25 protein-coding genes and 1 tRNA gene are annotated in these 24,615 nt (G+C 69.3%); 11 read left to right on the forward strand and 15 right to left on the reverse strand.

Features of this window, described 5'->3' with window-relative positions; translation table 11 throughout:
* Positions 1-451 precede the first annotated feature (451 nt).
* Positions 452-1,285 carry an isocitrate lyase/phosphoenolpyruvate mutase family protein gene (locus ABZX79_RS27805; RefSeq protein ID WP_355263318.1) on the forward strand — a complete coding sequence of 278 codons (834 nt, stop codon included), beginning with the start codon at positions 452-454 and terminating at the stop codon, positions 1,283-1,285.
* Positions 1,286-1,296: 11 nt separating this feature from the next.
* Here the strand turns inward: ABZX79_RS27805 and ABZX79_RS27810 are convergent, their stop codons facing one another.
* Together ABZX79_RS27810 and ABZX79_RS27815 are read right to left on the reverse strand one after the other, a co-directional pair.
* Positions 1,297-1,848: a GNAT family protein gene (locus ABZX79_RS27810; protein WP_355263321.1), complete on the reverse strand. Its 552-nt coding sequence runs from the start codon at positions 1,846-1,848 to the stop codon at positions 1,297-1,299.
* A gap of 44 nt (positions 1,849-1,892) precedes the next feature.
* On the reverse strand, positions 1,893-3,302 hold the full coding sequence (locus ABZX79_RS27815) for an NADP-dependent succinic semialdehyde dehydrogenase (RefSeq protein WP_355263324.1): 1,410 nt from the start codon (positions 3,300-3,302) through the stop codon (positions 1,893-1,895).
* A 199-nt stretch (positions 3,303-3,501) separates the two neighbouring features.
* Here ABZX79_RS27815 and ABZX79_RS27820 point away from each other — a divergent pair, with 199 nt between their 5' ends.
* From ABZX79_RS27820 to ABZX79_RS27830, 3 genes are all read left to right on the forward strand, one after another.
* Entirely contained in the window at positions 3,502-3,921 is a 420-nt protein-coding gene (locus ABZX79_RS27820) for a hypothetical protein (protein ID WP_355263327.1), read from the forward strand.
* A gap of 84 nt (positions 3,922-4,005) precedes the next feature.
* On the forward strand, positions 4,006-4,689 hold the full coding sequence (locus ABZX79_RS27825) for a DUF6766 family protein (protein WP_355263330.1): 684 nt from the start codon (positions 4,006-4,008) through the stop codon (positions 4,687-4,689).
* 63 nt (positions 4,690-4,752) lie between these two features.
* Positions 4,753-6,288: an FAD-dependent oxidoreductase gene (locus tag ABZX79_RS27830; protein WP_355263333.1), complete on the forward strand. Its 1,536-nt coding sequence runs from the start codon at positions 4,753-4,755 to the stop codon at positions 6,286-6,288.
* 19 nt (positions 6,289-6,307) lie between these two features.
* On the opposite strand, the gene ABZX79_RS27835 is transcribed toward ABZX79_RS27830, so the two are convergent.
* Both ABZX79_RS27835 and ABZX79_RS27840 read right to left on the reverse strand, forming a co-directional pair.
* Positions 6,308-6,637: a plasmid stabilization protein gene (locus ABZX79_RS27835; protein WP_355263336.1), complete on the reverse strand. Its 330-nt coding sequence runs from the start codon at positions 6,635-6,637 to the stop codon at positions 6,308-6,310.
* Between the two features lie 100 nt (positions 6,638-6,737).
* A complete protein-coding gene (locus ABZX79_RS27840) occupies positions 6,738-7,091 on the reverse strand; it encodes a hypothetical protein (protein ID WP_355263339.1) in 354 nt (117 codons plus the stop codon).
* Positions 7,092-7,368: 277 nt separating this feature from the next.
* Here ABZX79_RS27840 and ABZX79_RS27845 point away from each other — a divergent pair, with 277 nt between their 5' ends.
* The 4 genes from ABZX79_RS27845 to ABZX79_RS27860 all read left to right on the forward strand — a co-directional run bounded on the left by ABZX79_RS27845 (position 7,369) and on the right by ABZX79_RS27860 (position 9,856).
* Positions 7,369-8,097, forward strand: coding sequence for a VOC family protein (locus ABZX79_RS27845; protein ID WP_355263342.1), 729 nt, complete (start codon positions 7,369-7,371; stop codon positions 8,095-8,097).
* A 111-nt stretch (positions 8,098-8,208) separates the two neighbouring features.
* Complete coding sequence (locus ABZX79_RS27850; protein ID WP_355263345.1) at positions 8,209-8,838, forward strand: nucleotidyltransferase family protein; 630 nt, start codon at positions 8,209-8,211, stop codon at positions 8,836-8,838.
* A complete protein-coding gene (locus ABZX79_RS27855; protein ID WP_355263348.1) occupies positions 8,835-9,089 on the forward strand; it encodes a hypothetical protein in 255 nt (84 codons plus the stop codon). The genes ABZX79_RS27850 and ABZX79_RS27855 overlap by 4 nt, the downstream gene beginning before the upstream one ends.
* Positions 9,086-9,856, forward strand: a complete 771-nt coding sequence (locus tag ABZX79_RS27860; RefSeq protein ID WP_355263351.1) for a metallophosphoesterase — start codon at positions 9,086-9,088, stop codon at positions 9,854-9,856. Before ABZX79_RS27855 ends, ABZX79_RS27860 begins: the two co-directional genes overlap by 4 nt.
* 76 nt (positions 9,857-9,932) lie before the next feature.
* Here ABZX79_RS27860 and ABZX79_RS27865 read toward each other — a convergent pair.
* Both ABZX79_RS27865 and ABZX79_RS27870 read right to left on the reverse strand, forming a co-directional pair.
* A tRNA-Pro gene (locus tag ABZX79_RS27865) sits at positions 9,933-10,009 on the reverse strand.
* A gap of 94 nt (positions 10,010-10,103) precedes the next feature.
* A complete protein-coding gene (locus ABZX79_RS27870; RefSeq protein WP_355263353.1) occupies positions 10,104-11,030 on the reverse strand; it encodes an alpha/beta hydrolase in 927 nt (308 codons plus the stop codon).
* Between the two features lie 191 nt (positions 11,031-11,221).
* Between ABZX79_RS27870 and ABZX79_RS27875 the strand changes: the two genes are divergently transcribed.
* From ABZX79_RS27875 to ABZX79_RS27885, 3 genes are all read left to right on the forward strand, one after another.
* The gene (locus ABZX79_RS27875) at positions 11,222-14,704 is read left to right on the forward strand and encodes a ThuA domain-containing protein (RefSeq protein WP_355263356.1); all 3,483 of its coding nucleotides are present in this window, start codon (positions 11,222-11,224) and stop codon (positions 14,702-14,704) included.
* A 159-nt stretch (positions 14,705-14,863) separates the two neighbouring features.
* A complete protein-coding gene (locus ABZX79_RS27880; protein ID WP_355263601.1) occupies positions 14,864-15,589 on the forward strand; it encodes a sugar phosphate isomerase/epimerase in 726 nt (241 codons plus the stop codon).
* A gap of 126 nt (positions 15,590-15,715) precedes the next feature.
* Positions 15,716-16,348 (forward strand): GNAT family N-acetyltransferase, encoded by a 633-nt coding sequence (locus ABZX79_RS27885; protein ID WP_355263359.1) that lies wholly within the window; start codon positions 15,716-15,718, stop codon positions 16,346-16,348.
* A 23-nt stretch (positions 16,349-16,371) separates the two neighbouring features.
* On the opposite strand, the gene ABZX79_RS27890 is transcribed toward ABZX79_RS27885, so the two are convergent.
* The 9 genes from ABZX79_RS27890 to ABZX79_RS27930 form a co-directional block, all read right to left on the reverse strand.
* Positions 16,372-17,178 (reverse strand): ABC transporter ATP-binding protein, encoded by an 807-nt coding sequence (locus ABZX79_RS27890; RefSeq protein ID WP_355263362.1) that lies wholly within the window; start codon positions 17,176-17,178, stop codon positions 16,372-16,374.
* A complete protein-coding gene (locus tag ABZX79_RS27895) occupies positions 17,175-18,203 on the reverse strand; it encodes an ABC transporter substrate-binding protein (protein WP_355263365.1) in 1,029 nt (342 codons plus the stop codon). The genes ABZX79_RS27890 and ABZX79_RS27895 overlap by 4 nt, the downstream gene beginning before the upstream one ends.
* 30 nt (positions 18,204-18,233) lie before the next feature.
* The gene (locus tag ABZX79_RS27900; protein ID WP_355263604.1) at positions 18,234-19,109 is read right to left on the reverse strand and encodes an ABC transporter permease; all 876 of its coding nucleotides are present in this window, start codon (positions 19,107-19,109) and stop codon (positions 18,234-18,236) included.
* Positions 19,110-19,268: 159 nt separating this feature from the next.
* Positions 19,269-20,459, reverse strand: a complete 1,191-nt coding sequence (locus ABZX79_RS27905; protein WP_355263368.1) for a Gfo/Idh/MocA family oxidoreductase — start codon at positions 20,457-20,459, stop codon at positions 19,269-19,271.
* A gap of 15 nt (positions 20,460-20,474) precedes the next feature.
* On the reverse strand, positions 20,475-21,050 hold the full coding sequence (locus tag ABZX79_RS27910; protein WP_355263371.1) for a GAF domain-containing protein: 576 nt from the start codon (positions 21,048-21,050) through the stop codon (positions 20,475-20,477).
* Positions 21,047-21,679, reverse strand: a complete 633-nt coding sequence (locus ABZX79_RS27915; RefSeq protein WP_355263374.1) for an ATP/GTP-binding protein — start codon at positions 21,677-21,679, stop codon at positions 21,047-21,049. Before ABZX79_RS27915 ends, ABZX79_RS27910 begins: the two co-directional genes overlap by 4 nt.
* Positions 21,657-22,025: a DUF742 domain-containing protein gene (locus ABZX79_RS27920; protein ID WP_355263607.1), complete on the reverse strand. Its 369-nt coding sequence runs from the start codon at positions 22,023-22,025 to the stop codon at positions 21,657-21,659. The genes ABZX79_RS27915 and ABZX79_RS27920 overlap by 23 nt, the downstream gene beginning before the upstream one ends.
* 5 nt (positions 22,026-22,030) lie before the next feature.
* A complete protein-coding gene (locus ABZX79_RS27925) occupies positions 22,031-22,465 on the reverse strand; it encodes a roadblock/LC7 domain-containing protein (protein ID WP_355263376.1) in 435 nt (144 codons plus the stop codon).
* 78 nt (positions 22,466-22,543) lie between these two features.
* Positions 22,544-24,442: an ATP-binding protein gene (locus ABZX79_RS27930; RefSeq protein ID WP_355263379.1), complete on the reverse strand. Its 1,899-nt coding sequence runs from the start codon at positions 24,440-24,442 to the stop codon at positions 22,544-22,546.
* Positions 24,443-24,615 lie beyond the last annotated feature (173 nt).

Below are 24,615 nucleotides of genomic sequence, written 5' to 3' on the forward strand. Positions count from 1 at the left end.
CATATCTGGCGTTGACTTTTGGCACGCTGTTGAGTTCTCAAGGAACGGACGCTTCCTTTGTACTCACCCTCTCGGGCTTTCCTCCGGGCTTTCGTGTTTCCGACTCTATCAGACTCTTTCGTGTCCGATTCCCCGTCGGCGGGGTGTGTCTTTGTCTTTCCGGCTGTTGGGCCGTTCCGACGTCCCGAACACTAGCGGATTTCCCAGGCGGCTCATAATCGAGCCTGTCGAATGAATTCCGGCATGCCGAAATTCTCCCGGACCGGGAAACGTGCTTGGTTTGGGTTGCCGCTCTCGCGACGTAGTGGCGGTCGCAGAACCGTTCCGGCTCCGTGACAGCTCGGAGAACATTACGGATCAGCCGCCCGCGAGTCAAACCGACCCACCGGACCCCACGGTCATGTCGCAAAACTGCCGGACAACGCGCGCGCCGGCTGGTCGACTTGGCCGCATGGACAACCTGCATGCGAAGGCCCTGGCCTTCCGCTCCCTTCACCAAGGCCCTTCTCCTCTCGCCCTCGCCAACGCCTGGGACGCCGCCTCCGCACGCCTCGTCGAAGATGCCGGCGCACTCGCGATCGCCACCACCAGCGCGGGTGCCGCATGGGGGCTCGGTGTGGCCGACGGTGGGCGCCTCGACGCCGGCCGGGCTCTCGAACTCGTGGCCCGCGTGGTCTCGGCGGTCCGCGTTCCCGTCACCGCCGACATCGAGGGCGGTTACGCCGACAGCCCGGACGGCGTCGCGAAGACCGTTGAGGGTGTGCTGGCCGCCGGCGCCGTAGGCGTCAATATCGAGGACGCCCTCCACTCCGGCCCCGGCCTCCTGCGGGCCGCAGCGGAGCAGGGCGAGTTCCTGGCCGCTGCCCGCGCTGCCGCGGACGCCGCGGGCGTTCCGCTGTTCATCAACGCTCGCATCGACACGTTTCTCCGCTCGGTCGGTGACCCCGCCACTCGTCTGCGGGAAACGCTGGATCGGGCATCGCTCTATGTCGCGGCCGGGGCCGACGGAATCTTTGTTCCTGGTGTGAGCGATACCGCGACCGTGACCGCCCTGGCGGCAGGGCTGACCGTTCCGCTGAACGTGATGGCCGGACCCGGGTCCCCGTCCGTCGCCGAGTTCGGCAAGCTCGGGGTGGCCAGAGTCAGCCTTGGGTCCGCCGTGGCCCAGGCCGCCTATGCGACGGCGCGCCGATCGGCCCAGGAGCTGTTCAGCACCGGCACGTACACCGCGCTGACCGACTCGGTCGACTACAGCGAACTGAACGCGCTTCTGCAACGCGGCTGAGGCCCCGAACGTCACTCCGCTGTCAGGTCGGCGGCCAGCAGGTCCATGAGCAGGCCGTCGTGCCAGGTTCCGTCCGGGCCGCGCTCGTACGCGCGCATGATGCCGACGGGGCGGAAGCCGACCTTGGTGTAGCAGCGGATCGCGGCTGGGTTGTCCGCGGCCGGGTCGATCACGATCCGGTGGTGGCCGAGGTCGGTGATCAGGTGGCGGGCGAGCGTACGCACGGCGTCCGTGCCCAGGCCGCGGCCGTGCACGTCTGGGTCGAGGTAGATGTCGATATTGGCGTGGCGGTAGTCCGGGTCCTGCTCGGCGCCCCATTGGATGGCGCCGGCCGTACGCCCCGCGTACTCGATCACCAGGGTGGTGACGTCCGGATCGGCGAGGTCGTCGGTGACCGCCGCCACCAGGTCGTCGCCGCCACGCCAGATCGCGCGCACCTCGGGTCTTGCCCGGATCCCGGCCAGTAGGGGAATGTCGCCCGCCGTGGGCGGACGCAGCACGACCTGGGCGCCGTGCAGAACTTTCGGCGTCTTTGGCGTCTTTGGCGTCTTCGGCTCTCGCATGTGCGGCACGCTAGCGCTCCGCGTTCACCGACGCGGTAGGACCATCACCTTTTGTCCGCCGGCTCGGCGGCGTGCCACACCGTGGTGACGTTGCAGAACTCGCGGATGCCGTGCCCTGACAGCTCCCTCCCGTAGCCGGAGCGCTTGACTCCGCCGAAGGGCAGTGCGGGATGGGAGGCGGTCATACCGTTGACGAAGACGCCGCCCGCTTGCAGGTCCCGTACGAACCGCTCGACCTCCCCTTCGTCCCGCGTCCACACATTGGAGCTCAGCCCGAAGGGCGAGTCGTTGGCGAGGGTCACCGCCTCGTCCACGTCGGAGACCCGGTAGACCGTGGCCACGGGGCCGAAGGCCTCCTCACGGTGGATGCGCATGCTGTCGGTGACGCCGGTGAGGACGGTGGGCTCGTAGAACCAGCCCTTGTCCTGCTGCTCCGGGCGCCGCGCTCCGCACTGTGCCGCGGCGCCGAGGTGCAGGGCGTCGTCGACGAGCTGTTCGAGGTCGGTACGTCCCTGTTCGCTCGCCAGCGGTCCTACGTCGGTGGATTCCCGCATCGGGTCGCCGACGGTCAGTTCCCGCATTCCGGTGGTGAAGCGCTCGCAGAAGTCGTCGTAGACGTCGGTGTGCACGATGAAGCGCTTGGCGGCGATGCACGACTGGCCGTTGTTCTGCACCCGGGCGGTCACCGCTGTCCGGGCGGCCCGCTCGATGTCGGCCGACGGCATGACCACGAAGGGATCGCTGCCGCCGAGCTCCAGAACGGTCCGCTTCACCTCGTCACCCGCGACGGAGGCGACGGAGCGCCCGGCCGGCTCGCTTCCCGTGAGCGTCGCGGCGGCCACCCTGGGGTCGCGCAGGATGCCCTCGACCGCGCCGGATCCGATGAGCAGCGTCTGGAAGCACCCGTCGGGGAAGCCCGCGCGGCGGAAGAGGTCCTCCAGGTAGAGAGCCGTCTGCGGAACGTTCGACGCGTGCTTGAGGAGGCCTACGTTGCCGGCCATGAGCGCGGGAGCGGCGAAGCGTACGACCTGCCAGAGCGGGAAGTTCCACGGCATCACGGCCAGGACCACACCGAGGGGGCGGTAACGGACGATCGCCCGGGAGGCCCCGGAGTCCGTCACGTCGTCGGCCGAGGGGTACTCGTCGGCGAGCAGTTCCCGGGCGTTTTCGGCGTACCAGCGCATGGCCTTCGCGCATTTCGCGGCCTCCGCGCGGGCGGCTGTGATCGGCTTGCCCATTTCGGTGGTCATGGTGCGGGCGATGGAGTCGCGGTCCTCGTCGAGCAGGGCCGCGGCGCGGTTCAGGAGTTCGGCCCGCCGGTCGAAGCCGGTGGTGCGGTACTGCGCGAAGGCGGTCGCGGCGAGGGCCAGGCGTCGTTCGATCTCTTCGGCTCCGAAAGCGTCGAATGTTTTGAGCGTCTCTCCGGTGGCGGGATTCACCGTGGCGATGGGCATGCTGCCGTCCTCCTCGGACTCGGTCCTTTCGACACTTGCGCGGTACGGGCGGTCCCGCAACGCGGACGGCACTCCGTTTGCGTCACCTGTCAGGTGGAAGTCCGGCCGGATGCGGAGGGCGTACGGAACGCACCGGGGAACGCTCCTGGGACTCCCTCGGACCGTTCCCGGGAACCGAGGGCGGGAGGTGGTTGTGGCGATGCGTGCTGCTGTGGGTGCGGGTGTGGGTGTGTTCGTGGGTGTCGCATGTCTGGCCCTCTCGGGCTGTTCCTCCGTCGGTGCGCGGGAGGACGCCGCGGCATCGGCGGCTTTGCGTTTCGAGGAGAACCTGCGTGGCGGGCAGGCCCTTCTCGGGTGCGACGGTCTGGCTCCCGGTACCCGTGAGGAGCTGGAGGAAACGGCCAAGTCTCTGTGCCCCCCGGCCCTGGAGGAGCTGGAGCTGCCTTCGGCGGGTGAGGTGCGCCGGGTGGACGTGTACGGGAGGCAGGCCCGTGTCGTGCTCGACTCCGACACCCTGTTCCTGTCGTCGTTCCCGGACGGCTGGAAGGTCGTCGCGGCTGGCTGCGAGCCCCATCCCGAGCCCGAGCTTCCGTACCAGTGCGATCTGAAGGGCGGGTGAGACAGTGCGGCTGATGTTCACGCTGTGCCTTCTCGTGGTGTTCGGCGGCCTGGCCTACGCCATCGCGATCGGGATGATGCACCGATGACCGCGCTTCCTCGCTTCGTACGGGAGAACAGCCTGACCCTGGCGTTCGGCATCGGCTTTCTGCTCAGCCTCGTCGGCCAGGCCATCGCGGGGCACGCCGATTTCAACAACCGGCTGATCGCGGAGAACCTGCACCCCTTCAGCTTCTGGAGCTACCTCGGAACGTCCGATTTCGCGGTGGACGTGACCGAGAACTGGCAGTCGGAGTTCCTTCAGTTCTTCCTCTACGTCTTCGGCACCGTGTGGCTGCTGCAACGCGGCTCACCGGAGTCGAAGGTCATGCACAAGGCAGGGCTGGAATCCGATGAGGAGCAGAAGGTCGGCCGCCACGCCACGGAGGACTCTCCCCGGTGGGCTGCCGCCGGTGGGCTTCGGCAGGCGCTCTACTCCCGCTCCCTCGGCATCGTCATGTGCCTGATCTTCCTGCTGTCGTGGCTGGCCCAGTCGGTCACCGGAGGCGTCGCCTTCAACGAGAAGCATCTGCGCGATCTTCAGGCGCCGATCAGCTGGGGGGCATACCTGAGCTCCGGCGACTTCTGGAACCGCACGCTGCAGAACTGGCAGTCGGAGCTGCTCGCGGTGGCGGCGATGGCCATCCTCTCGGTCTACCTGCGCCAGCGCGGTTCACCGGAGTCCAAGCCCGTCGGTTCCGCTCACAGCTCCACCGGCGTCGAGGGCTGACCGGGCGAGGCTCGCCCGGCGGGTCCGCCGTTAAGGGGTCCCCAGAAGGGGAAGCCGAGGAGCATGGCTGCTGAGCGTCCGAGCATCGATGAGTCGTACTGGATGGCTACCGCCCCCGGCACCACCCACTATCCGCCGCCGGGCTCGGACCCGACGGCGGATGTCGCCGTCATCGGCGGCGGCATCGCCGGCCTGTGCACCGCCTGGGAGCTGGTCCGGGCCGGCCTGGACGTCGTACTCCTGGAGGCGGACAGGATCGCGGCCGGGGTGACGGGGTACACCACGGCCAAGCTGACGGCGCTGCACGGTCTTGGGTACGCCCGGCTGGAGGCGACGCACGGCGCCGACGCCGCCGCGCTGTACGCGCTCTCGCAGCAGAACGCGGTCGAGCGTACGGCGGCACTCTGCGACGAGCTGGGCATCGACGCCGACCTGGAGCGCGCTGCCGCGTTCACGTATCTGGAGGATCCGCGGCGGGCGGATGAGCTGAGGGATGAGGCCGAGGCCGCCCGGCGGGCCGGCCTCGACGCGTCGTTCGTGAGCGAAACGGAGCTGCCGTTCCCGGTGGCCGGGGCGGTGCGGGTGGAGGGGCAGTCGCAGTTCCACCCGCGCAAGTTCCTGCTGGCCCTGGCGGAGCGGATCACCGGTGCGGGGGGACGCATCCATGAGCGCACCCGCGTGACCGGGCTCCATGACGGCGCGCGCTGCCGCGTGTCGACCGAGAGCGGGGTCACCGTCGAGGCGCGCGACGCGGTCATCGCGACGCATTACCCGGTCTTCGACCGCACGCTGCTGTTCACGCGTCTGAAGCCGAGGCGGGAGCTGGTGATCGCGGCGCCGGTGCGTTCCGGTGACGCGCCGGTGGGCATGTACATGAGCCCGGCGGACCGGGTCCGTTCGGTGCGCAGTGCGCCGTACGACGACGGGCGGCGGCTGCTCATCGTTACGGGTGAGACTTTCGATCCGGGCGCCGGCGGCGTACGGGAACGGTTCGCTCGCCTGGACGCGTGGGCGCGCGAGCGGCTGCCCGGTTTCGCCGAGGCCGACCGGGTGTATCGCTGGTCTGCGCAGGACAACGATTCGAGCGATCACCTGCCGTACGTGGGACACGCGCACCCGGGCACGCAGCATGTGTTCGTGGCGACGGGCTTCGGCGGCTGGGGCATGAGCAACGGTGTGATGGCCGGCCGCCTGCTCACGGCCCATATCGCGGGTGGGCCCCGTCCCGCGTGGACGGATCTGTACGATCCGCGGCGCCTGCCGCAGGTTCGGGAGACGGCTGAAGTGGCGAGGTTCCAGACCGCTGTCGCCCGGCACTTCGTGGGCGACCGTCTGCACACCGGTCACGTCGACTCGGTGGAGGAGGTCCCGCCGGGCAGCGGCGCGGTCGTCCGTCTGGAGGGAAACCGCTGCGCCGTGTACCGCGACGAGTCGGGCGAGGCCCACGTCGTCTCGGCGCGCTGTACGCACCTGGGGTGCCTGGTGCAGTTCAACGACGCCGAGAAGGTCTGGGAATGCCCTTGTCACGGCTCGCGCTTCGGGACGGACGGTGCGGTTCTGCACGGCCCCGCCACCCGGCCTCTGGAACCTCGCGACTGAGGCGGGTCGCACCGCCGGGTCAGGACTCGAGAGAGCGCTTGAGCTCGGACTTGTTCATGGACGAGCGTCCGTGGATGTTGCGGCGCTTCGCCTCCGCGTACAGCTGGTCGTACGTCTCTCCCCCGGCCCCGCCGCCGCCCCCGGAACGCTGTCCGCCGCGCTGCGACGCCGACTTGCCCTGGGCCGAGCTCTTGCTCGCCGTCTTCGACTCGCCGGAGCGCGCTCGCTCCTTGTTTACGGTCCTTGCGGCCATTTCCTTGGCCCGCTTGGTGCCTGCGCCGCGCTCTTCAGCGCTTTCCTTGATGTGCTCGTACTGACGTTCCCGCTTGGAGCTCGAACCCCTCGGCATGGTTACTCCTTCGAACGTATATCAGTGGCCGGCTGCCATGGAATGTGCAGCTTCCGCCCACCCTGCGTCCGGTGCTGCCCGTCCGCAAACGCAGCACCGGTCACTCCCATTGGCCTGATCGCGAACCCGGGCCGGACATGCGCCGTGACCACCGGCAGACCAGCCGGAGCGCGTAAAGGAGCGTTACGGCCCACGTGAGCGCGAATGCCGTGACGAACGCCGGCACGGACGTTCTGACCGCCGGCACGAGCAGGGATACGCAGAGCGCTCCCAGGGAACACAGGAGTACGAGTCCACGCCGCTGCCGCAGCCCCTTCCGGAACTGAGCCGCCGGCGCGGGCCAGCGTCGCATCGTCTGGAGCTTGAGGTCGAGGACGCCGTCGTTCTGACGCGCTGCCTGCTCGATTTCGGTAAGGATTCGCCGTTCGTGATCCGTAAGACCGGCCCCGTCCATCTGCAAAACCTCCTCACGGCCGCATTGCCCGAGGTCCGAATCGGTGCACGGCGAGTACCCTCCGAGCACGGGAACAGACACACAATTCCATGATCAACGACCTGCTCCGGGTGTTCACGCCGTTCGCCAGTACGGCCCCCCGGGGGCAGGATGGACTTACGAAACTGGCCTCACATGCCCCCATTCGACCAGGACACCTGCGATGGAAATGGAAACGTCGGCCACCGGTAGAACATCGAGCCATGAGATCTACGGCGCTCCGTGCTGGATCACTCTGATGGCACGCGAGCTGGAGCCCGCCCAGGCCTTCTACGGAGCGGTTCTGGGCTGGGAATTCAGACGAGCCGGCCTCGGCCGCGGGTTCAGCATCGCGCTGCTCGACGGCGAACCCGTCGCCGGAATAGGTTCACTCGACAGCGCTCTGCGAGCGCCTGTCACTTGGACGCCGTACTTCGCCGTCGCCAGTGTGGACGACACCGCGAGCCGGATCCGCGAGCGAAGCGCCACCGTCGCCGTGGGTCCGCTGCGGTTCGCCACCGGCCGCGGGGCGATCGCGGCGGACCGTGACGGGGCGGTCTTCGGCATCTGGGAAGGACAGCTCTTCTCGGACTGGCACGTCTGGCGCAAGAACGCACCCGTGTGGCTGCGCCTGCGGACCCGGGACGCGTTCGACGCGGCGATCTTCTACGGGCAGGTCCTCCAGTGGGCCACCGGGCGCCCCGGCTGCTGCGAGGTCGAGTACCAGGAGGACGAGGTCGTACTCCTCCAGGACGGACAGATCCTGGCGCGGCTGAGTTCGGGTGCCGTCGACACGGCGCCCGATCCGCTGATCCAGCCCCGGTGGCACGCCCACTTCCCCGTTCCCGACGTCGAAGCCACCGTGCAGGCGGCGCTCCGCCACGGCGGCTCCGCCCTCGGGCACGGCCCCACCCCGTACGGCATGGAAACGACGCTCCGCGACCCGGACGGTGCGATCTTCACCGTCACCAGCGCAGGGCCCGGATAAGGCGAGCAGGAAGGCGCACCTGTGCGCGGTCACTCACAAGACGCCCCTCAGCCCGGCAACCGGCGCGAGCCGACCGGTCTGCGGCTGACGGCGGGGAGAGCGGGGAGAGCTGTGGACAGCGGGCCCGTCGAACCACTCCTCGGGGCGGCGCGCGGCAGCGCCTGGCCGCTGCCGCCGGACCGCACGCAGGCCATCCTGGAGGCCACCAAGCACGTGGCCTCCAGGCTCAAGAGCGCCGGGTACCCGTTCGCGCTGGTGGGGAGCGTCGCGGCGTACGCCCACGGCGTGCCCGCCAGCCTGCAGCACGACGCCGACTTCTGCATCCTGCGCGAGGACGCGGAGGCTGTGACCGAGGCGCTGGAGGCCGCCGGGATCGAGGTGCGCGTCCCGCCGGAGGACTGGCTGATCAAAGCGCGCAGTCACGGCGAGGAGATCGACCTGATCTTCGAAATGGCCCGGCAGCCGGTCACCAGGGAGCTGCTGAGCCGGGCCCAGACCCTTCCTGTTGACTCGGTTCACATGCCCGTGCTGTCGCCGACCGATCTCATGAGCAGCCAGCTCCATGCGTTCTCGGAGCACCACTGCGACTTCGGAGCCGTACTTCCCCTCGCACGTACGCTCCGGGAGAAGATCGACTGGAAGCGGCTGCGCCGAGAGCATCAGGACTCGCCCATGCCTGACGCGTTTCTCTACCTGCTTGAGCGTATGGACGTCATCGAACCACGGGAGGCCGGGCCGTGAACCGCACATCCGCCGCCGAGTACCGCATCGCCCATCTTCAGGAGCATCTGGCGAGTGGGGATTACGCCGAGATGGGCGTACGGATAGAGCTGCGCGGAAACAGCGTCCTGATCGCCGGCACTGTCTCCAGTGCCGCCTGCCGGGACGAGATCCTGCGTATGGCCGAGGACGAGCTGGCCGGGCTCCCGCTGCGTGAGGACCTGGTCGTGGTCTCCGCGACCGCCCCCGACCACCCTGAGGAGCTTGCGTGATCCGGATCGCTGCCGTCGGCGACATTCATCTGGGACTGGACAGCGCGGGGGTGCTGCGGCCCGCGTTCGACACCATCAGGGACTCCGCGGACGTACTGCTGCTCGCGGGAGACCTGACACGTCACGGCACGGCCGAGGAGGCCGGGGTGGTCGCCCAGGAGGTGGCCGGGCTCGGCGTGCCGGTGGTGGCCGTCCTGGGCAACCACGACTACCACAGTGACCAGCAGGCCGAGGTGACGGATGTGCTCGGCGAGGCGGGCGTGACCGTGCTGGAGGGGCAGGGGACCGTACTGGACATCGGCGGGGTACGGGTCGGCGTCGCCGGGACCAAGGGCTTCGGCGGGGGGTTCGCGGGCCGTAGCGGTGGCGAGTTCGGCGAACCGGTGATGAAGGAGTTCATCCGGTACTCGCGGCGGTGTGCGGAGGGCCTGCGGCGTTCCCTGGACGAGCTGAAGGAGCGCGATTGCGCCGTACGCATCGCACTGACGCATTTCGCGCCCGTGCCGGACACCCTGGCGGGCGAGCCTCCGGAGATCTTTCCCTTTCTGGGCAGCTATCTGCTGGCCGAGGCGATGGACGAGTCCGGGGCCGATCTCGCGGTCCACGGCCACGCGCACCTGGGCACCGAGCACGGGATGACCAGCGGTGGGGTGCGGGTGCGCAATGTCGCCCAGCCGGTGATCGGCCGGGCCTTCGCCGTGTACCACCTGGCGGTTCACGCGGCGGCGGGCAGTACGGCCGACAGCGTTCCTGTCGCGGCCGAATAAACGCGCGCAGCCTCCAGGAAACGGAAAAGGTCGTATCGGATTACTCCGATACGACCTCCGACCTGCGAATAAACGCTGGTCGGGACGACAGGATTTGAACCTGCGACCCCTTGACCCCCAGTCAAGTGCGCTACCAAGCTGCGCCACGTCCCGGTGCCCGTCGGCCTGGGTTTTCCCTGGCTGAACGCGCTTGAGAACAATACCGCACTTGGGCCGGTGGTCACGAACCGCTTTCAGCGCCGCGTCCTCAGACGTGTTTGTCGAGCCAGGCGGTCAGGTCGTCCTGGACCTCGTCCCGGTTGGTCTCGTTGAGGATCTCGTGGCGAGCGCCTTCGTATCCCTTCCAGGTGAGGTCCTCGGTGCCGAGGTAACGGAAGTCCTCCAGGAGTTCGTAGACGAGGGTCATCCGCTGGTTGCAGGGGTCTTCCGTGCCGACGGCGATGTGAACGGGCAGGTCGGCGGGGATACGGGCGAGATTGCGCGGGTCGTTGATCTTGCGCACCGCGTGCACCCAGTCCAGCGTGAGGCCCGCGCTGAAGGCGAAGCCACAGCGCTCGTCCGCCGCGTACACGTCGACCTCCGCCTCGTCGCGCGAGAGCCACTCGAAGCCCGTGCGGTGCTGATACGGGTCGTTGAAGGAGGAGAAGAGGGTGGGGAGGTACGGAGAAAGAGCCGTGCGGCCGCGCTCCGCGATCTCCGCCTCCAGCCCGGCGATCGACTCGTCGAGCTCGGCTCCCGGGAGCGTACGGAACGTACCGGAGAGGATGAGGCCGGCGAGGCCGTCCGGGTACTCCTGGGCGTAGTCGCGGGCCAGCATCGAACCGAGGCTGTGGCCGAGCAGCACGACCGGCACGCCGGGGTGAAGGGCCCTGGCCTGGTCGCCCACCGCCTTGAGGTCGTCGACGATCGCACGCCAGCTGTTCTCGCCGACCACTCCGTAGCCGCCGGTGCCGGCGGCGGTCGCGCCGTGGCCGCGGTGGTCTGAGGCGATCACGCCGTAGCCGTGAGCGACCAGGTGCTGGGCGAACCGGTCGTAGCGCAGAGCGTGTTCCGACGCGCCGTGGGCGATCTGGACGAGGGCGCGGGGCCTGCCGCTGTCGGGCAGCCAGGTGTACGCGGCGATCTGGGCGCCGTCGCCTGCGGTCGCCGTTCCCGTGCGGTGTGCGGTGCTCATCGGTCGCGCCTCCTGGGTGTGTCTGCTGGTGTCTGTGCTCCGGTATTTGCTGACCCTCCCCACGAGAGAGCGGCTCACACCGGACCTCTACCGAGCCATTGACCCCTTGTTGGCGGGAACCTACTCTGAGCGACGCACTTCAGAAAGCGCTTTCTACACCCGCAGCCGCCTCACCAGCACCGGGAGCGCCCATGAGTCACCCCGCGCGAAGATTCCTTCTGCCCTGCGCCATTGTCGGAACCCTGCTGGCGCTGCTTCTCGGACTCGCGGTGGCCTCACCGCCCCGCGCCGAGGCAGCGCCTTTCCGTGTTCTGGTCTTCTCCAAAGTCACGAATTTCGCCCACGACTCCATTCCGGCGGGGATCGAAGCGATCAAGAAGCTCGGCAGCGAGAACGGCTTCGAGGTGGAAGCCACCGACGACGCAGCAGCGTTCACCGACACGAATCTGGCCCGTTTCCAGGCGATCGTCTTCAACAACACCAACTCCACCCCAAAGAAGGGTGACTTGCTGAACGCCGAACAGCGGGCCGCCCTCCAGAAGTACGTACGCGCCGGCGGCGGCTGGGTCGGTCTGCACGCCGCGTCGGCCAGTGAGCGCGACTGGGGCTGGTACGAGGGCCTGGTCGGCGCGATCTTCGACAAGCACCCCGCCGTACAGACCGGACGGGTCAAGGTTCTCGACCGGGCGCACCCCTCCACCAAGGGGCTGCCGGAGCTCTGGGAGCGTACGGAGGAGTGGTACAACTGGCGCACCAATCCGACCGGGAAGGTACACACGCTCGCGCAGATCAAGGTGCGCGACGGCGTCACCGGTCTGGACGAGGGCGTCGACCACCCGTGGTCCTGGTGCCAGAACTACGACGGCGGGCGGTCCTGGTTCACCGCGGGCGGCCACGCCAAGTCGGCGTTCCAGGAGAAGGACTTCCTCCAGCACATCCTCGGCGGTATCCAGTGGGCCGCGGGCAACAAGCCGGGCGACTGCACGGCGACGAAGACGGGCGCCTTCCAGCGCACTCCCCTGGCGACGAGCGATCTCGCCGACCCGTTCGAGCTGGCCGTCGCGCCCGACCGGCGGGTCTTCTTCATCCAGCGCACCGGCAAGCTGAAGGTCATCGACCAGACGACCCTCAAGGTCGCGACGGCCCTGGACTTCGCCTACACGCCGGAGATGACGAGCCAGTCCGACGGCCTGCTCGGGCTCGCCCTCGACCCGGGCTTCGAGAAGAACAAGTGGCTGTATCTGCTGCACTCCGACAAGACCGAGAAACGGCTCAACCTGTCACGCTTCACCGTGAGCGGCACGGGCGGCGGCACCACGGTCGACCCCGCCTCCGAGAAGCGGCTGCTGACCATTCCCACGCTGCGCGGCGAAGGGCGGGCCAATTCGCACATGGCCGGTTCGATCGCCTTCGACAAAAAGGGCAGCCTGTACGTCGCGACCGGCGACAACACGGACCCGTTCGCGTCCGACGGCTTCGCGCCGCTCGACGAGCGCGAGGGGCGCCGCGCGTGGGACGCCCAGGGCACCTCGGGCAACACGAACGACCTGCGCGGCAAGGTGCTGCGCATCACCCCGCAGGACGACGGTACGTACACCGTCCCGGCCGGAAATCTCTTCGCTCCGGGGACCGACAGGACGCGGGCCGAGATCTACGCGATGGGCATGCGCAACCCCTTCCGTATCACCACCGATCCGCGCAGCGGCGCGCTGATGGTCGCCGACTACGGACCGGACGCCCGCCAGGCGAAGGCCGACCGGGGGCCCGAGGGGACGGTGGAGTACACGCGCGTGACGAAGGCGGGCAACTTCGGCTGGCCGTACTGCATCGGCGACAACACGCCCTTCAACGACTACGACTTCGCGACGAAGACGCCGGGCGCGAAGTTCGACTGCGCGTCGCTGGTCAACGACTCGCCGAACAACACCGGGCTGCGTGAGCTGCCGCCCGCCCAGCCCGCCTCGGTCTGGTACGCGTACTCCACGTCGCCCGAGTTCCCCGAGGTCGGTACCGGGGGCGGTGGGCCGATGAGCGGACCGGTCTACGACTTCGAGGAGGCAAACGCCTATCCGACGAAGTTCCCCGAGTACTTCGAGGGGAAGTGGTTCAACTACGAGCTGACCCGGCAGTGGTTCAAGGCATTCTCGATTCAGGAGAAGGACCAGACTTTCGCTGACCCGCGCTTCGCGCCCGCCAAGCCGGGTGATCTCCAGTCGATCAACCCGGTCTTCGGCGACATGAAGTGGAACCAGCCCTTCGACGCCGACTTCGGGCCCGACGGAGCGATGTACGTCATCGACTTCGGTCTCGGCAGCGGCACGGGACGCGGCGGCAGCAACGAGGGCGCCGGGATCTACCGCATCGACTACGTCGCCGACGGCCGGCTGCCCGCCGCCAAGGTGACCGCGAGCCCGGACAGCGGCCCGGCGCCGCTGACCGTGGAGTTCTCCAGCGCGGGGTCCGGACTGCCGGACGGCAAGCCCGTGACGTACGCCTGGGACTTCGACGGGAACGGCACGACGGATTCGACGGAGGCGAACCCCACCCATACGTACCGGACGAAGGGCCGCTTCACCGCCCGCCTCACGGTCGGTGCGCCCAAGGGCCTGACGGGACTCGCGGTGCAGGAGATCACCGTCGGGAACAGCCGGCCGGAGGTGACGATCCAACAGCCGCCGGACGGCGGGATGTTCAGCTTCGGCGACACCATCCCCTTCACCGTCAAGGTCAAGGACCGTGAGGACGGGCGGCCGGTCGACTGCTCGCGGGTGGTCGTCCAGTCCCAGCTCGGCCACGACAGCCATCTGCACCCGCTGGACAACTACACCGGCTGTACGGGCGAGATCGTGACCGATGCCGGGGACAGCCACGGGCCCGGCCAGAACCTGTACTACGGGATCACCGCGCGGTACGAGGACAAGGGCGGCCCCGGTGGCGTCCCCGCCCTCACCGGCTCCGCGTCGCTGACGCTGCGGCCGGCGCTGCGCGAGGCCGAGCACTTCACGGCGACGGGCGGCGCTCATGACGGCGCCGTGGTCGCGAGCCGGGCGGACGCCTCGGGCGGGAAGCGGCTGACGGAGATCGAGGACGGCGACTGGATCTCGTTCGATCCGGTGCACCTCAAGGGCATCGACTCGGTGACGGTGGGCGCGGCGTCCGGCGGCATCGGCGGCGACGTCGAGTTCCGCACGGGATCGCCGGCCGGTCCGCTGCTCGGCAAGGTGAGCGTTCCCCACACGGGCGGGTGGGGCAATGTCGTCTCGCCGACGGTCGGACTGCCGGAACTGGACCGGACCGTGAAGTTGTACGCCGTGTTCGCCAACCCGCAGTGGTCGGCGGACAAGCCGGATCTCTTCGCCGTCGACTGGCTGCACTTCAACGGCAGCGGCGTCGAGAAGAAGCCGGGCACGAAGGTCTCCGTGACGGCGGCCCCGGCCGTCGGCGGTCCCGCGCCGCTCGCGGTGAAGCTGACCGGCGACGTCAGGCCGCTGCCCGGCCGCACCATCGCCTCGTACCACTGGGACTTCGGCGACAACGTGAAGCCGGCGCCGGGCACGGAGGGACCGGCGGCGGAGCACACGTACGCCAGCAAGGGGACGTACACCGCGCATCTGACCGTCACCGACGACAAGGGTGACACGACCTCCGGCTCGGTCCGGATCGACGTGAGTTGAGGTGGGTTGACCATGCACGCGTACACGCACAGCAGCACGCGACGCTCGTTCCTCGGTACGGCTGCGGGGATCGCCGCGGCGGCGGTGACGGGCAGCGGTACGGCGGAGGCGGCGGCGGCCGTTGGCACTCGGCGGCGCATTCCGCCGTCCGGCATCGGCATGCACCTCTACACGATGCGCACGCCCCTGGCGAAGGACTTCAAGGGGACGCTCGCCCGCCTCGCGGAGATGGGTTACGCGACGGTCGGCGTCAGCGGCAGGCACGGGAACGGCGCGGCGGACATCCGGCGGATGCTCGACGAGACCCGGCTCAGGGCCGTGCTGGAACACGTCGCGTACACCGTCGTCTCGGGCAGCGGACTGGCGCAGGCCGTCGACGACGTCGTCACGCTCGGCGGGAAGTGGATCGTCGTGCCGAGCCTGCCGGGCTCTTTGCACAGCCCGGCCGGGTTCCGGGAGGCGGCACGACAGTTCAACAGGGCGGGGCTCGTGGCACGCGAGAAGGGCCTGAAGGTGCTCTTCCACAACCACGGCAGTGACCACGTGGTCAGCGGCGGCGAGAACCTGTACGACATCCTGCTCGCCGAGACCGATCCCGAGCTGGTGGGCTTCGAGCTGGATGTGTACTGGGCGGCCAAGGGCGGGGCGGATCCGGCGCGGCTCTTCGTCGAACACCCGCGGCGCTTCCCCGCCCTGCACGTCAAGGACATGGCGCCGAACGGGGACTTCGCGGACGTGGGATCCGGGGTGCTCGACTTCCCGGCGATGTTCGACGTGGCGCGACGGGGCGGCGTGAAGCAGTGGCTGGTGGAGCATGACGCTCCGGCCGATCCCTTCGCGACCGCGCTGAACAGCTACAGGTATCTGTCCCGGCTGCGGTACTGAGGGCGGGCGCGGCCGGCCCCGGATGCATCCTCATGTGCGTCGGGGGGCCGGCCAGCGGCTCATCCTTTGTGCTCGCGGCGCAAGGGGGGGTTGTGGGAGCGCTCCCAGGCAATGGAGGATGCCGCTGTGACTTCGTCTCCCGCCGTGCGCGCGTATCGCCCCGAGGACCGACAAGAGCTCATCGACATTTGCGTCCGGACCGCTCACAACGGCGGGGACAGCCGACCCGTCTACGCGGACCCCGGGATCTTTCCGACGATTTTCGCGGAGCCGTACGTTTGCCTGGAGCCGGAGCTGGCCTTCGTGCTGGACGACGGGGAGGGGCAGGCGGTCGGCTACATCCTCGGCACCGGGGACACTCCCCGCTTCGCGGAGGACTTCCGCACCCACTGGCTTCCCCTGGTCGCGGACCGCTACCCGCAGGCCGGCGGACCGCCGAGCACCCCGGACGAGGCGATCGTCAAGCTGTTGCACCAACCCGAGCGGATGCTGGTCCCGGAAGTCGTCGCGTATCCGGCCCATCTGCACATCGACCTGCTTCCCGAGTGGCAGGGCCGCGGCCACGGCCGTGCCCTGATGCGGAAGTTGCTGCAGGCGTTGCAGGACGAGGAGGTGCCGGCGATCCATCTCTCCATGGTGACGGCCAACACTGGGGCCAGAGCGTTCTACGACCGCCTCGGCTTCCACGAGATCGAGGTGCCGGACCCCGGACCGGTCACCTATCTCGGGCGCACCACGAAGCAGCTCGACAGGCTGTAAGGCATCTTCGAGCAGCCCGTGCGTCAGTCGCCGGCCGCGGCCGTTCCCAGCAGGCCCCGGATGTGGGTCGTGGCGTCCTGGAACTCCGGTCGCCCCATGGTGCGGGCGTAATCCCGTTCCGCGCCCATCCCCACCTTCACGATCTCCGTGATCGTGCCGGGTCGAGCGCTCATCACGACCACCCGGTCCGCGAGGTACACCGCTTCCGAGATGGAGTGGGTCACGAGCAGGACGGTGGTGCCGGTCTCCCGCCAGATGCGGTTCAGCTCCATGTTCATCTGCTCACGCGTGAGTGCGTCGAGCGCGCCGAACGGTTCGTCCATGAGCAGTACGGGCGGCTCGTGCAGCAGCGCCCGGCACAGCGCCACCCGCTGCTGCATGCCGCCGGACAGTTCGTGCGGGTAGGCGTCCTCGAAGCCGCCGAGCCCGGTCATCGCGATCAGTTCGGCGGCGCGCTCGCGGGCCCGCGCGGTCGGCATCCGGCGGATTTCGGCCTGGAGGAGGATGTTGCGGCGCGCCGAGCGCCACTCCAGGAGTGCGGCGCGCTGGAAGACGTAACCGATGTCGTGGCGCGGTCCCTTCACCTGTTCGTCGCCGAGCCGGACCTCCCCCGATGACGGCTTCAGCAGGCCGGCGACGAGCTTGAGGAGCGTCGATTTGCCGCAGCCCGAAGGGCCGACGATCGCCACGAATTCGCCCTGCGCGACATCGAGTGAGACGTCGCGCAGCGCGGTGACGTCCCGGTTCTTCGTACGGAAGCGGACGGCCACGTCGTGGATGCCGACCGCCGCTGTCGCCGAGCGCAGCGTTGCGTCCCTGGCCATCGTCATCCCTTCAGCGCCGTACCGGCGTCCCAGTACTCCGACACGTCCTTCGGGCTCCTGACCATCCCGGCCTCGGCGAAGACGTCGATGGTCTGCTTCCAGTCGGCCTCGGTGTTGACTCCGGGCGCCTTGCCCTCCGTCGCGTCCGTGTGAAGCAGCGACAGCGTCGTCTTGAACTGCTCCGACAGGACCTCCTGGGGCGGGAGTTGCTCCGAGGCGCCGTGCATCGCGGCGACCGCGGGCTCGGGCGCCTTCTCGGCGGCCGCCCAGGATTCGCTGACGGCCCGCACCATGCGCTGGGCGACGTCGGCCTTGGCGTCGCCGGCCAGGCTCTTCGGTCCGGCGATCAGGCCGTTGGAGTAGAAGTTGAGGCCGTGTTCGGAGAAACGCAGATAGCCGACGTCCTTCCGCGCCTTGTTCCGCATGGTCGGTCCCTGGTCGCTCGCGTAGCCGAGCAGCGCGTCCGTCTTGCCTGAGATCACTGCGGCGATCTTGCCCGCCGGGTCGGTGTTCTGGACCTGCACGTCGGACTCCGCCAGGCCGTTCTTCTTGAGGAAGATCGGGAAGGTCTTGGAGAGGGCGTCGCCCGCCGTGCCCGCGATGGTCTTGCCCTTGAGGTCGGCCGGCGCCTTGATGCCCTGCGCGTCGAAGAACTGCACGGACGCGGGCGTCGTCTGGAGGAAGACGCCGAGGCTCTTGACCTTCATCCCCTGGTCGACTCCGGCGAGCAGCGCGGGTGTGTCGGCCCAGCCGAAGTCGCTCTGGCCGGCGGCCGTCGCCTGGACGGTCTTCTGCGATCCCTGGCCCGCCCTGATCGTCAGGTCGATGCCGTGCTTCTCGAAGATCTTCTGCTGCTTGCCGTAGTAGAACGGCGCGTGTTCGCCGTACGGATACCAGTTGAGCGTCAGCGTGACCTTGTCGAGCTTCTTGCCCGAATCGCTCGTGCTGGTCGCGGATCCGTCCTCGCCGCAGGCGGCCGTGGTGATGAGCATCAGCGGTACGAGCCCGGTCAGAAGTCTGCGCGCATGCATGGGGCCGGCCCTCTCGGAGTCAGTACGCGGTCAGTACGTGGTGGTTACGGACGCGTCCCTGCGGCTCGCGTGCCACGGGAGCAGCAGCTTCTCGGCGATCTCGACGAGCACGAAGAGGACGACGCCGATCAGCGACATGACGAGCAGTCCCGCGAAGAGCATCGGGGTGTCGAGGTTCCCGTTGGCCTGGAGGATCACATAACCGAGCCCTTCGTTGGCGCCGACGAACTCGCCGACGACCGCGCCGGTCACGGCGAGCGTGACGGCGACCTTGAGCCCGGAGAAGAGGTGCGGGAGGGAGGCGGGGAAGCGGATCTTGACGAAGGTCTGCCAGGGGCTCGCGCCCATCGTCGCCGAGAGTTGCAGCATTTCCGGGTCGACCGCCTTGAGGCCGGTCACCATGGAGATCACGACGGGGAAGAAGGCGATCAGCACGGCGATGAGGATCTTCGGCGCGATGCCGAATCCCAGCCAGACGACGAACAGCGGCGCGATGGCGATCTTCGGTACGACCTGGGCGAAGAGCAGGATCGGGTAGAGCGTCTTCTCGACCGTCGACGAGTAGACCATCACCACCGCCGCGAACACGCCGACCACGCCCGCGATCAGGAATCCCAGCAGCGTCTCGTACGTGGTCACCCAGCTGTGCTCCGTGAGGTAACTCGTCTTCTCGGTCAGTACGTCGAGGGTCGCGCCGGGTGAGGGCACGAGGTACGCCTCGACCAGTTCGGCCGCGGCGATCGCCCACCAGGCGGCCAGCAGGGCCACCAGGAGGACGAGGGGGCGCCAGCTCTTCTCCGCCGCGCCGAGGAACCGTTCGCGGGCGCCCGGCTTTTCCCGTACGGCGACTCCGGCGACCCCCGGGACCGGCGCCGGGGCCGGCGCTTCGGCCGCCGGTCCGGGCATGACGTGCTGGCTCACGGTGAACTCCTCAGGAACGCGGAGGCAGTTGCGAAGAGCGGTGCGGCAGGCAGGCAGAAAGCGCTTTCTGGCAAGGTGTCGCCACGCTAATGACCGGCCGTACGCAGGGTCAATAGGTCGTTCCGAAGTTTCGAAGCGTCACGTTCAGGGCTGACCTGCCCCGAAGTACGCGACGAGTTCCGGGGCGAGGGGCGGGACTTCCCGCGGGGCTCCGCCGTTTCGGAGTGACGCCGTCGCCTGCACTCCCGCTGCGACGGCCATCCGCGCGGCGACGGGCGACGTGTCCGTCACGCCGCCCTCGCGCGCGAACCGTACGAACTCGTCGATGAGCAGCGGGTCGGCGCCGCCGTGCCCGGCATTGTCCTCGGCCGCCGGGATCTCGTGCGTCTCGTCGGCCTCCGGGCGGTACGCGGACCGCCGCGCATGCCAGACCTTGACGTGGCCGCCCGGCCCGTCGCCGAAGTTCTCCAGCCGCCCGGCGTCCCCGATGACCGTGTAGTTCCGCCAGTAGTCGGGGGTGAAGTGGCACTGCTGGTAGGCGGCCAGGACACCGTTGTCGAGGCGCATGTTGAGGAGCGAGACGTCCTCGACGTCGATGACGGGGTTGAGCCCGCGCTGGGTGTGCGGCGGCCAGTGGCCGTCCTTCGTGTACCAGTCGTCGGCCTTCGGTTCACCGTCCGCCCGCCGGTGCGGATTGTCGCCGTACACCATGAGATCACCCATGGCCTGTACGTCGCGGGCGTAGCCGCCGGCCAGCCAGTGCAGCACGTCGATGTCGTGAGCGCCCTTCTGGAGCAGCAGCCCGGTGGTGTTCTTGCGCTCGGCGTGCCAGTCCTTGAAGTACCAGTCGCCGCCATAGCCGACGAAGTGGCGTACCCAGACCGTCTTGACCTCGCCGATGGCGCCCCGGGCGATCACGTCGCGCATCAGGCGCACGACCGGCATGTGGCGCATGTTGTGGCCGATGTAGAGGCGCGTCTTCGTCTCGTACGCCGTCCGCAGGATCTCGTCGCAGCGCTCGACGGTGATGTCCAGCGGCTTCTCGACGAAGACGGGTTTGCCTGCGCGCAGGGCGTCGCAGGCCAGTTCGGCGTGGGTGTGGTCCGGGGTCAGGACCAGGACCGCGTCGATGTCCGGGGCCGTCAGGACCTTGCGGTGGTTGGTGAAAAGCGCGGCTTCGGGGAAGGCCTCGGCCGCCTCCGTACGGGCCCTGGGGTCGAGGTCCGCGAGTGCGGTCACGCATGAGCCGGCGCCGGGGCGGTGCGCGGTGCGCGCGATGCTGCCGCGCAGGCCGTAGCCGAGAACGCCGATACGGAGGTCGGTCCGGTCGCTCATGGAACTTCCTTCTGCCTACGGGTGGACGCTGCCGTCCTCGCGGCGCCGGATCAGTTCGGCCAGCTCTGCGGCCATCGCCTTGATCGTCTCCAGTCCCGCCCGCCCCCACTGCCTCGGCTCGGTGTCGACGACGCAGACCGTACCGAGCAGGATGTCCGTACGGTCGATGACGGGCGCGCCCATGTACGACCTGATGCCGATCTCGTCGACGACCGGATTGCCCGCGAATCGCGGGTAGTCACAGACGTCCTCCAGAACGAGTGCCTTGCGCCGCGCGACGACGTGCGGGCAGTACCCGTGGTCGCGGGCGAGGAACCGGCCGATGCGGCTCGTCGCGGCGACCGTGCCCAGGTCGGTGCCGCTGTGCGTACCGGCGGGGGTGTGCAGTCCGGCGAAGAACTGCCGGTTCTCGTCAATGAAGTTGACCATGGAGTACGGCGCTCCGGTCACCTCCGCGAGCCGGTCGGCGAACGTGTCGAAGGCAGGCACGGCCCGGTCGCCGATCCCGAGCTGGTGCAGCCGCCGCACGCGGGCGGGCGCCTCCGGGTCCACGGGGGTGAGCAGCAGTTGACCGATCCGGTCGTATGTCATGTGGGTGCTCCGTAGTTTCCGTAACTCGACGACGCCGGCGCGGCCGGCGAAGTCGGCGAGGCCGGGATGATGGTGAGCAGGTGCCGGACGAGGGTGACCAGCGTCTTGATCCCTGAGCTGGCGATACGGGCGTCGCACAACACGACGGGGACCTCTGTCCTCAGGTCGAGGGCGGCCCGTACCTCTTCCGGTTCGTAGCGGTGCGCGCCGTCGAACTCATTGACGGCTACGACGAATTCGATGCCGCGCCGCTCGAAGAAGTCCAGCGCCGAGAAGCTGTCCTGGAGGCGGCGGGTGTCGGCGAGCACGACGGCGCCCAGGGCGCCCTGGGAGAGTTCGTCCCACATGAACCAGAAGCGTTCCTGGCCGGGTGTGCCGAAGAGGTACAGCACGTGGTGCTCATCGAGGGTCATCCGGCCGAAGTCCATGGCTACGGTCGTCGTGGCCTTGTCCTCGATGCCTTCGAGGCTGTCGGTCCCGACGCTCACCTGGGTGAGCAGTTCCTCCGTACTGAGCGGTGCGATCTCGCTGACCGCTCCCACAAAGGTCGTCTTACCGACCCCGAACCCGCCCGCGACGAGGATCTTGAGTGCGGTGGGAAACAGATCAGAGCCGTCGTCGTAGGCCATCTAGCACTGCCTCCAGCAGGGATAGGTCGGTGGGCTGGTCGTCGAAGCGGGGCGCGTGGGTGGTGAGCGCCCCGCAGCCGACCAGATCGGAAAGCAGCACCTTGGTGACGACCACGGGAAGCCGCAGATACGCCGCGATCTCCGCCACCGAGGTGGGGTGTGCGCACAGCCCGAGCGCCTGGGTGTGCTCGGGACCGAGGTGCATGAGGGGCTCCGTCCCGGTGGCCCGCACCATGGTCAGCAGGTCGAAGGCGGTCGTGGGACGGGTGCGTCCGTCGCTCACCGTGTACGGACGGATGAGCCGGCCGGCCGCGTCGTCGAGCCACGGCCCGTCGTGCGGGGGCAGCACCTTCAGCGTCCCGTGGCGCTCGCCGCGCCCGCCCTCTGCCTGGCCGGTGTCACCAGATACGGCCGTACGCCCTTGACGAGCATCGCCATCTCGTAACCCAGCACCGCCGCGTCCGCCTCGCGGCCCGCGAGGACCGCGAGGCAGGTGCCGGAACCCGCGGTGGAGACGAAGAGGAGCGTGGAGTCGAGCTCGACGACGACCTGGCGGACCTCGCCGCCGTCACCGAAGCGGGCACCCGCACTGCGGCCGAGCGAGTAGAGGCCCGAGGCGAGGGCGGCCATGTGGTCGGCGCTGTCGGTGTCGAGCCCGTGGACCGACTTCACCAGTCCGTCGGAGGAGAGCAGAACCGCGCTGCGCGTGAAGGGAACACGCTGGACCAGGCCGCTCAACAGCCAGTCGAGATCGGACACTTGGCCGGTCGGCGCATCACTCGCCATGGTGCATCTACTCCTTGGGGTACCGCGGGCGGAAGGTGGGGAGGGGCTGAAGGGAGGGGCTGAGGGTGGAGGCAGTGGTCAGCCTGCGTCGCCCTCGCTCGGGTGGTACGGCTGCGGATGCCGCTCCGGGGCGGATGCCGGAGGCGGCGTCGCCGGGGTCGCGGCCGGGTCCGGTACCTGATCCGGGTAGGAAACGGGGTGCGGGTCCGGCTGTGCCTCCGCCAGGCCGATGCCCCGCTGGAAGGCCGCCATCAGACCCGGGTCGTGCAGGGCGGGGTACTCGTCGTCCTGGCGCGCGACGGGGGTTTCTCTGAGCTGGGGCACCAGGCTTTCCTGGCTGCGGCGTCGCGGCAGGCTGGGACGGCTCATGGTGCCGCGCACGTATCCGTCGGCGCGCGGCTGGGCCTGCGTGTGGACCGGCTCGGCGGAGAGGTCGGGCCGGTGCGAGCCGATGCCCGGGCGGGCGGCGGCCGGGGTGGGCCGGTCCTCCTGCGCGCCGCGCACGGGGAGCGGCGCGTGGGGGTTGCTGTGACCGTGACCGTGACCGTTGCCGTTGCCGTTGCCGTTGCCGCGGCCGTTGCCGTTGATGGCGGGAGGGGAAGCGGGACCGGTGGGCGGCGCGGGCGCGTGCGCACGCGGCGGTGCGGGAGGGGGCCCCGGTGCCGTCGGCGTCGCCGGCGCGGGTGCCGGGACCGGCTGCCGGGCCCCGGCGGTCGCCGCCCGGCCGGGACCGCTCTGGTCCTCCCCGCCCAACAGGCCCTGCGGCAGGACGAGTACGGCCTGTACGCCGCCGTAGATGTTGGCCTGGAGGCGGACGGTGATGCCGTGCCTGCGGGCCAGCGCCGCCACCACGAACAGGCCGATGCGCCCGTCCTGGAGAAGACGGCCGACGTTGACGTTGTCCGGGTCGTGGAGCAGGGCGTTCATCTTGTTCTGCTCGGTCAGCGGCATGCCCAGGCCCCGGTCCTCGACCTCGATGGCCAGGCCCGCGGTGACGTGCTGGGCGCGGAGCAGCACGGTGGTGTGCGGAGCGGAGAACACCGTGGCGTTCTCGACGAGTTCGGCGAGGAGGTGGATGACGTCGGCGACGGCGTGGCCGCGCAGCGTGCCGTCGATGGGCGGCACGAGCTTGACCCGTGAGTACTGCTCGACCTCGGCGATCGAGGAGCGCAGTACCTCCATCATGGTCACCGGGTTGCTCCACTGGCGCCGGGACACCGCGCCACCGAGGACGGCGAGGTTCTCCGAGTGCCTGCGGATGCGGGTGGCGAGATGGTCGACGTGGAAGAGGCCTTTGAGCAGCTCGGGGTCCTCGACATCGTTCTCCAGCTCGTCGAGCAGCTGGATCTCCCGGTGTACGAGCGACTGGAGGCGGCGGGCCAGATTGACGAAGACCTCGACCTTCTGGTCGGTGCCCGTGCTGCTGGACAGCTGCGAGGCCTGCACGACGGCGCCCACGGCAGCCTCGTGGGCGCGTCCCAACTCCCGTTCCAGCAGGTCGAATTCGTCGCCGCCCTGCGCTGCGGGCGGCGGCGTACGCCGGACGGGCGGCCCTTCGCCGCGCCGCAGCTGCTCGACGACCGCGCGCAGGTCGGCCTGCCCGCGCGCGCTGGCCCTGCGCAGCGCGTTGCAGCGGTCGAGGACGGTCTTGGCGGCCCGGTCCGCGCCCACGACGGCCGCCGCCAGCGAGACGATGACGAGCGCTCCGGCTGCGGCCAGCGCGACCCATAAGCTGCGCGCCGGCTCAGCGGCGGTCGCGGTGGTGGCGGTAGCGGCAGTGGCGCGGAGGGTGAACAGCACGGCCGCGGCGCCGCTGAGGGCGACGACGACGGCCGGGAGTACGGCGGCGCGCAGAAGCTGAGGGCGTATGTGGAAATCGGGCATCGGCTGCGCGGGATGGGGCCGGGCGCCCGGCCGTCCGTGCCGCCCGCCCTCGCGGCGGTCTGCGCGCGCGGCGGGTGCGCGAAGTTGAGACATCAGCGTCCTCGGTACGTGGGGCCCCAGGGATCGGCGTACTGCGTCTGTTCGACCACTGTCGGTCTGGGCTCAACTTGGGTGATGTGGCCCCATGTTGATCACCGGGCACTCACAGTAGTCGGCAACCTTTCATGATCGACGCGCAGTTGCCAAACTTGCCCGCACAGCGTCCC

The organism is Streptomyces sp. NPDC002994 (assembly GCF_040611155.1).
Lineage (GTDB): Bacteria > Actinomycetota > Actinomycetes > Streptomycetales > Streptomycetaceae > Streptomyces.

Coding starts and splice junctions, on each gene's coding strand:
- ABZX79_RS27895 (WP_355263365.1), bottom strand. CDS start 18,203: ATGCATGCGCGCAGACTTCTGACCGGGCTCGTACCGCTGATGCTCATC.
- ABZX79_RS27810 (WP_355263321.1), bottom strand. CDS start 1,848: ATGCGAGAGCCGAAGACGCCAAAGACGCCAAAGACGCCGAAAGTTCTG.
- ABZX79_RS27830 (WP_355263333.1), top strand. CDS start 4,753: ATGGCTGCTGAGCGTCCGAGCATCGATGAGTCGTACTGGATGGCTACC.
- ABZX79_RS27905 (WP_355263368.1), bottom strand. CDS start 20,459: ATGAGCGACCGGACCGACCTCCGTATCGGCGTTCTCGGCTACGGCCTG.
- ABZX79_RS27900 (WP_355263604.1), bottom strand. CDS start 19,109: ATGCCCGGACCGGCGGCCGAAGCGCCGGCCCCGGCGCCGGTCCCGGGG.
- ABZX79_RS27805 (WP_355263318.1), top strand. CDS start 452: ATGGACAACCTGCATGCGAAGGCCCTGGCCTTCCGCTCCCTTCACCAA.
- ABZX79_RS27845 (WP_355263342.1), top strand. CDS start 7,369: ATGGCACGCGAGCTGGAGCCCGCCCAGGCCTTCTACGGAGCGGTTCTG.
- ABZX79_RS27840 (WP_355263339.1), bottom strand. CDS start 7,091: ATGGACGGGGCCGGTCTTACGGATCACGAACGGCGAATCCTTACCGAA.
- ABZX79_RS27815 (WP_355263324.1), bottom strand. CDS start 3,302: ATGCCCATCGCCACGGTGAATCCCGCCACCGGAGAGACGCTCAAAACA.
- ABZX79_RS27880 (WP_355263601.1), top strand. CDS start 14,864: ATGCACCTCTACACGATGCGCACGCCCCTGGCGAAGGACTTCAAGGGG.
- ABZX79_RS27825 (WP_355263330.1), top strand. CDS start 4,006: ATGACCGCGCTTCCTCGCTTCGTACGGGAGAACAGCCTGACCCTGGCG.
- ABZX79_RS27870 (WP_355263353.1), bottom strand. CDS start 11,030: ATGAGCACCGCACACCGCACGGGAACGGCGACCGCAGGCGACGGCGCC.
- ABZX79_RS27820 (WP_355263327.1), top strand. CDS start 3,502: ATGCGTGCTGCTGTGGGTGCGGGTGTGGGTGTGTTCGTGGGTGTCGCA.
- ABZX79_RS27835 (WP_355263336.1), bottom strand. CDS start 6,637: ATGCCGAGGGGTTCGAGCTCCAAGCGGGAACGTCAGTACGAGCACATC.
- ABZX79_RS27875 (WP_355263356.1), top strand. CDS start 11,222: ATGAGTCACCCCGCGCGAAGATTCCTTCTGCCCTGCGCCATTGTCGGA.
- ABZX79_RS27925 (WP_355263376.1), bottom strand. CDS start 22,465: ATGGCGAGTGATGCGCCGACCGGCCAAGTGTCCGATCTCGACTGGCTG.
- ABZX79_RS27890 (WP_355263362.1), bottom strand. CDS start 17,178: ATGACGATGGCCAGGGACGCAACGCTGCGCTCGGCGACAGCGGCGGTC.
- ABZX79_RS27915 (WP_355263374.1), bottom strand. CDS start 21,679: ATGGCCTACGACGACGGCTCTGATCTGTTTCCCACCGCACTCAAGATC.
- ABZX79_RS27910 (WP_355263371.1), bottom strand. CDS start 21,050: ATGACATACGACCGGATCGGTCAACTGCTGCTCACCCCCGTGGACCCG.
- ABZX79_RS27930 (WP_355263379.1), bottom strand. CDS start 24,442: ATGTCTCAACTTCGCGCACCCGCCGCGCGCGCAGACCGCCGCGAGGGC.